6 protein-coding genes are annotated in these 6,692 nt (G+C 61.6%); 2 read left to right on the top strand and 4 right to left on the bottom strand.

The window, feature by feature from the left end:
* Positions 1-151: 151 nt before the first annotated feature.
* Positions 152-1,177, bottom strand: coding sequence for an ABC transporter ATP-binding protein (locus H145_RS0119030; RefSeq protein WP_019949738.1), 1,026 nt, complete (start codon positions 1,175-1,177; stop codon positions 152-154).
* Positions 1,178-1,300: 123 nt separating this feature from the next.
* A complete protein-coding gene (locus H145_RS0119025) occupies positions 1,301-2,743 on the bottom strand; it encodes a T9SS type A sorting domain-containing protein (RefSeq protein ID WP_019949737.1) in 1,443 nt (480 codons plus the stop codon).
* A 291-nt stretch (positions 2,744-3,034) separates the two neighbouring features.
* Between H145_RS0119025 and H145_RS23830 the strand changes: the two genes are divergently transcribed.
* Positions 3,035-3,601, top strand: a complete 567-nt coding sequence (locus H145_RS23830; protein ID WP_169513218.1) for a phosphoglycerate mutase family protein — start codon at positions 3,035-3,037, stop codon at positions 3,599-3,601.
* Positions 3,602-3,697: 96 nt separating this feature from the next.
* On the top strand, positions 3,698-5,092 hold the full coding sequence (locus tag H145_RS0119015) for a M20/M25/M40 family metallo-hydrolase (protein WP_083937866.1): 1,395 nt from the start codon (positions 3,698-3,700) through the stop codon (positions 5,090-5,092).
* A gap of 92 nt (positions 5,093-5,184) precedes the next feature.
* Here the strand turns inward: H145_RS0119015 and H145_RS0119010 are convergent, their stop codons facing one another.
* On the bottom strand, positions 5,185-5,418 hold the full coding sequence (locus H145_RS0119010) for a hypothetical protein (RefSeq protein WP_019949734.1): 234 nt from the start codon (positions 5,416-5,418) through the stop codon (positions 5,185-5,187).
* Positions 5,419-5,736: 318 nt separating this feature from the next.
* Complete coding sequence (locus H145_RS0119005) at positions 5,737-6,471, bottom strand: OmpA family protein (protein ID WP_240471735.1); 735 nt, start codon at positions 6,469-6,471, stop codon at positions 5,737-5,739.
* Positions 6,472-6,692 lie beyond the last annotated feature (221 nt).

Below are 6,692 nucleotides of genomic sequence, written 5' to 3'. Positions count from 1 at the left end.
CAGCTTGCAAAACTGGCTGGCCATGCACTGGTTGGCCTTCACCGTATTGTTGCTGCGCAAAATTGCCCCATCTTCTACTTCCTAAACAGCTTCAACGCCAGAGCAATCGTACTAACGACCTGTGCAAACGCAATAAGGTCCTTCACTTCGCTCAGGATGACGGGTGGGCCAACCGCCGCACGGCCCGGCCAAACGCGGCCATGAGCGTGGCGTAGGTGAGGGGCTGCACGGTACTGTCGGGCAGCTGAACCCACACCACTGCCTCGCCCGAAGCCGGTGCCGGTGCGTGGCTTAGCTGCTCCAGTGCCTGCTGAACTGATGCAGTAGGGAAGAGGGTGTTAGGCGTTGATTGATTGTTAGATAAGAGTTGATTGTCACCAGTTTTCGACAATTCCGGTAACACATCCGCCAGCCGCAACGCGCGCAGTTGCAGGGCCAGCTGCTCGGCGGCGAAGAAGCGGCGCACGAAGTCGTTGGCGGGGCGCAGCAGCAGCTCGCGGGGTGGCCCCAGCTGCTGTACCTGCCCCGCATCGAGCAGCAGAATCTGGTCGGCCAGTTCGAAGGCCTCGGTAACATCGTGGGTGACGAGCACCATTGTTTTGTTGCGCAGCTCGGGCAGCTCGCGAAATTCACGCCGGATGCTGGCCCGCGTGATGGGGTCGAGGGCGCCGAAAGGCTCGTCGAGCAGCACGATGGGCGGGTCGGCGGCTAGGGCCCGCGCCAGGCCCACGCGCTGCTGCTGGCCCCCGGAAAGCTGACTCGGGTACTGGCCGGCAAACCGCTCGGACGGCATGTGCAGGCGGCGCAGCAGCTCCTGGGTGCGGGCTTCTATGGCGGCCGGGGCGTGGCCCAGCAGCTGGGGCACCACGGCCACGTTTTCGGCCACCGTGTAGTGCGGCAGCAGCCCTACCTGCTGAATCACGTAGCCCATGCCCCGGCGCAACTGCTCGGCGGGTTGGTTGCGGGCGTCGTGCCCGTTGATGAGCACCTTGCCGCTGTCGGGCTCCACGAGGCGGTTGAGCATGCGTAGCAGCGTAGTTTTGCCGCAGCCGCTGGGCCCCAGCAGCACCAGTGTCTGGCCCGCTTCCACCCGAAACGATACCTGCTGCACCGCCGCGTGCGCGCCGTAGTGCTTGCTCAGGTTCCGGACTTCAATGGCAGGCGGCAGATGGGGCATAGGGCATCAAGATAACCGGAAGGAAAACAAAAGGCCCTCCCGCTGCCGGGAGGGCCTTGCTGCATATGACCACCGGGCGGCCCAAAAGTTCAGCCGGTGGCATCAGAATCCGCTAACTGCGGCTTACTGCTTCACCACTTTCAGCACCGTGGCCTGCCCATCCACAACCACCCGGGCCAGATACAAGCCGGCTGGCAAACCGGTCAGACCCGTCAGTTCCAGCTTGCCCGACTGGCCGAGATGCTCGAAGTGACGCTCGTATACCGTGCGGCCGGCCAGCGTGGCGAGCTGCACCTGCACCGTACCTGCGTCGGCGCGGCTCAGGAGCAGGTGCAGGCTGGCGCCGAAGGGGTTGGGCGCGGCCGTTACCTGTAGCGGAGAACCCGCGCCAGCGGCCACCAAAGTAACCACCGATGAATAGGTGCTGCTGCCGTCCAGGTCGAGCTGGCGCAGGCGGTAGTAGCGCGGGCCGGCCTGGGTGGTGCGGTGGCGGTAGGAGTAGCGGTGAGCCGTGCCAGAGTTGCCGGCTGCTTCTACCCGGCCCACCACGGCAAACGTACGGCCATCGGGGCTGGCTTGCACCTCAAAAGCGGCCGAATTCAGCTCCTGCGCCGTTTCCCAGCGCAAATCCGAGTAACTGGCTTTGGCCTGGCCAGTGAAGGAAGTCAGCGTAACGGGCAGCGGGTTTTTGAGCTCGGCCGCTTCGGTATTGTAGGCCACAAATGCCAGGTCGCTGTCGCCGTTGATGTTGAGGCGGAACTTGCGGATGGTCGCCACGTTGGCACTGGTGATGCCGAACGCGGCAAAGTCGCCCGCCCACAGCCGGATGGGCCGCTCGGTATTGGTGAAGCCGGCCCCCAGGGTCATGGGGTTGGTGCTGGCTTCGTAGAAATCAGCCATCCAGTTGCCCACCACTGCCAGGCTACCTATGTTGATTGTCACGGAGTTGCCTACTAGCTTGTCGTTGGCATCCAGAAACTGATACACATCATTTTTGCCGCCCGGCGAGGCAATCTGGGTCACGACGATATCGGGATTACCATCGCCCAGAGAAGAAACTTTCACGTTATCAATGCCAAAATCGATGGCCCCGGCTGGCACATTGGCTACGCCCGTGCCCAGGTCGAGGCCGTTGAGGCCGTCGCGCAGGTAGGGCGCGAGGTCGCGGGCGGGGGCCGGCACGCTGGGGCCGTTGTTTACTTTATCGTAGCGCTGCCCTAAACCCACTTTCGTATTAGGAACAATTTCACCGGCAATATTGAGTACCGGCAGTGCCTTATATGCACTTTTCGCGTAGCTGATTTTCGCTTCGTCCAGCTTAGCATTATTGACCCCAGTGGAGAAAATATTATTACCTAGCTTGAAAGCCAACAGGTTGTGCGAGTCTTCGGGCATGGTGGGGTTGAGGGCCGCGTTGCCGTTTTTGCCGGTACCACTGCGCCAGTAACCATTGTAATCGGTAATGATTTCAGTGACGGCATTCGTGACTGCCGGAGTAGTTTGGGCCTGGCCCGGCACTGCCAGCGCAACGCCGGCCAGCGTCAGCAGAAGTAAGTTTTTGGTCATAAGAGGAAGTGAAGCCGCCACGCTGGAAGCAGGCGGCTGTTCGGACATTCGGCGAAGGTATAAATAATATAAGCCGCTAGTATTATGGCAAGACCGACTGCCGACGTTTTCGTAACGGCCTTCCCTTGGTACACCGCAACACCGGCCCCGGCCGCGCCGCCTTGGCGGCGGCGGTTGCGTTGCTGCCGGGTTGGCCGTAGCTTTCGGCCTGGGAGTGCCCGCGGCGCCCGGCGTGTACCCGGCCCGTTGCCCGGCAGTTTTGCCTGCAATCCAGTTAAAAACCCACTGTTTATGCTTGATTTCCTTCGTTTCCGGCTCGTTTGGCTGTTGGGGCTGCTGCTGCTGGGGGCCGGCTGCGTGCGCAAGGCTACCCCCACCGAGCCAGCCACCGCGGGCCCCGCCACCCGCGTGTACGTGGTGCGCCACGCCGAAAAAGACCTCGCCACCGACCCCACCGACCCGCCTCTGACGGCCGAAGGACAGGCCCGCGCCCAGGCGCTGGCCGCCGCCATCCCGCGCCAGACGCGCCTGAGCGCCGTGTTCAGCACCGATACCAAACGCACGCGCACCACGGCCCAGCCGCTGGCTGCCGTCCGGGGCCTGCCGGTGCTGCTCTACGACGCCCGCGACCTGCCCGCGCTGGCCGCCCGCATCCGCCGCGACTACTCCAACCAGAACGTGCTGGTAGTGGGCCACTCCAACACCATGCTCGAAACCGTGGATGCGCTGGGCGCCCCCCGGCCCGTGCCCGCCATTGCTGATGAAGCTTACGACTACCTGCTGGAAGTGCGCCTGCCCACCGACCCCGCCCGGCCTGCTACGGCCGTAGCCCACCACTACGGTGTGCGCAGCCACTAGCCGGCCCCTTGCTGCCGGCCGCTGCAACCCGGCGGCCGGCTTGCGTTACTATTGGCTACTTCGCTGATTTCTTTCCCGCCCTTTTCCCTCTTTATCATGCAATTTGCTTTCCTTCGCCGGGCCCTTGTGCTGGCGCTGCTGCTGCCCGCCGCGCCACTAGTGGCTCAGGCCCAGACGCCCACCCGCACCGACTCGGTTAACATCCGCCGGATTTACGACGAGGCCCTGGCCCGCGGGCAGAGCTACGAGAACCTGCGCTACCTCACGGGCCAGATTGGCGGCCGACTCAGCGGCTCGCCCCAGGCGGCCCAGGCCGTGCAGTGGGGCCAGACGACGATGGAAAAGCTGGGCCTCGACCGCGTGTATCTGCAGGAGGTGATGGTGCCGCACTGGGTGCGCGGCAAGGCCGAACAGGCCAGCATCCGGTCGGCCAAAGGCAAGGGCGTAAACCTGAGCGTGTGCGCGCTGGGCGGCTCGGTGGGCACCGGCGGCAAGCTGCGCGCCGGCGTGGTGGAGGTGCAGAGCCTGGCCGAGCTGGCCGCGCTGCCCGAAGCTCAGGTGAAGGGCAAGTTCGTGTTCTTCAACCGCCCCATGAACCCGCTGCACGTGGAAACCGGCCGGGCCTACGGGGAGGCCGGCGACCAGCGCCGCTCCGGAGCCGCCGCCGCCGCCAAGCGCGGGGCCGTGGGCGCGCTCGTGCGCAGCCTCACGCTCGCCCACGACGATTATCCGCACACCGGCACCATGAGCTACCAGGACGGCGTATCGAAAGTGCCCGCCGCCGCCGTCAGTACCAAAGGCGCCGATGAGCTGAGCCAGCTGCTTAAGGCCGACCCCAACCTGAGCGTGGAGCTGGAAATGAACTGCCAGACCCTGCCCGACGTGAAAAGCTACAACGTCATCGGCGAAATCAAGGGCTCGAAATACCCCGACCAGATTATCACCGTCGGCGGCCACCTCGACTCCTGGGACCTGGGCCAGGGCGCCCACGACGACGGCACGGGCTGCGTACAGAGCATGGAGGCGCTGCGCCTGCTGAAAACCACCGGCCTGCGCCCCGAGCGCACCGTGCGGGCCGTGCTGTTCATGAACGAGGAAAACGGCAACCGCGGCGGCATGAAGTACGCCGAGCAGGCCAAGGCCAACAACGAAAACCATCTGGCCGCCATGGAGTCGGATGGGGGCGGCTTCACGCCGCGGGGCTTCAACATTGATGCGGCCCCGGCGGTGGTGCGCAAAATTGAAACCTGGCAGCCGCTGTTTGCGCCCTACGGCAGCGGCCAGTTCACGCAGGGCCACGCCGGCACCGATATCGGCCCGCTCAAGGGCCAGGTAAAGGCCCTGGTCGGCTACGATTGCGACTCGCAGCGCTACTTCGACATCCACCACACCGCCGCCGATACGTTTGATAAGGTGAACCGGCGCGAGCTGGAGCTGGGCGGCGCCAGCATGGCTGCGCTGGTGTATTTGCTGAGCAAATACGGACTCTGATAATTGATGTGCGCAGCCGCGCTATTGCCAATAAAGAAGCCCGGTGGCCTTACGACCACCGGGCTTCTTTTTAACTAAATGCACCGAATATATTATTCGGCGGCAGCGTTTTTGCGCGGACGGCCGGGGCCTTTGCCGGTGCCGTTGGCGGCGCGGGGCTTCCGCTCTTTCTTTTCAATTTTGTAGCCGGGCTCCAGCATGGCATTCAGCTCTTCCATCATGGAGTTGATTTTGGTAGCCTGCTTGCGAATACGGGTCAGCAGCGCGTGGTTGTCTTCGGCGCTGTTGAGAATTTCCTGGAGCTTGTTGAGGTCGTTGGTTGCCATCGGAGAAATATACGGGTTGAAAAATTGGGTATTCGCAAAGTTGCTGGTTTATTTTTATTCCAACAAACAATTTGTGCCTGATATATTTCCGATACGCGAAAAATTCTAAAACAGCTGATGGATTGAATATTAAATTGGCTGCATCAAAAAACAGCCTGCTTAACCAGGCGTAATCGCCGGCAAACAGACTGCTAATTTTTAGTTAACCCTACGGGCTGAATTTGCGATGAAGCGCTGCTGAAAACGCGTTTATAATTTAGCGCAATAGACCAAGATTCGGAGTGTTGTAGCTGGGTAACAACACTGGCAGCAAGCCACTTAATTCTGCTCCAGAATCTGGAAAAGCTCGTCGAGCTTGGGCGTCAGAATAATTTCGGTCCGGCGGTTGAGGGCTTTGTTGGCGGGCGTGTCGTTGGGGGCTACGGGCACGTACTGGGCGCGGCCCGAGGGCGTAACCTGCGAGTCGGAAAGTCCGGCTTCGGTGAGAATACGGGTGATTTCGGTGGCCCGCAGCACACTCAAATCCCAGTTGTCCTTGGCCCCGTTCACCACGCCGCGCACCGGCACGTTGTCGGTGTGGCCTTCCACCAGCACGTTCACATCTTGGTTGCCCTTGAGGGCGGCGGCCAGTTTCTTGAGGGCTTCCTGGCCTTTGGGGTCCACTTTAGTTGAACCCGATTTAAACAGCAGCTGCTCGGAAAGCGACACATACACTTTGCCGTTTTTCACATTTACCTGCAAATCCTGGGCGTTGAAACCGAGCAGCGCGTCGCCCACTTTCTGGCGTAGCGCCTTCACGGCCGCTTCTTTTTGGTCGAGCACGCGCTGCATTTCGGCAATGCGCTCTTCCTTGCTGCGCAAATCAGTCGAAAGCTGCGAATTCGCTTGCTGCGCGCCGTCGAGGCTTTGGTTAAGCTGATTTACCTGCTGGTTTTTCGAAAGCAGATTGCTACGCAACGATTCTTCGTTGCGCGCTTTCTCATTTTCGAGGGCCGATTTCTCTACCTGCAGCTGGTCGCGGGCCTGCGCGGCATCCTGGTATTGGCGCTGCACAGCGTCGAAGTTTTTCTGCGATACGCAGCTGGCTGAACCAAACAACAGGGCTGCGCCGCAAAGCATTTTGGGGAGAGCAGAAGATGAAAACATAAGCGTGGCAAGAGAAAAAAATGAAACGGCAGTTATTGAAGCTGTTTAGGAAGTAGAAGATGGGGCAATTTTGCGCAGCAACAATACGGTGAAGGCCAACCAGTGCATGGCCAGCCAGTTTTGCAAGC

Source organism: Hymenobacter aerophilus DSM 13606 (genome assembly GCF_000382225.1).
GTDB lineage: Bacteria > Bacteroidota > Bacteroidia > Cytophagales > Hymenobacteraceae > Hymenobacter > Hymenobacter aerophilus.
Note: the sequence above shows the minus strand (reverse complement) of the source record. Positions and strands in the feature narration are given on the sequence as shown.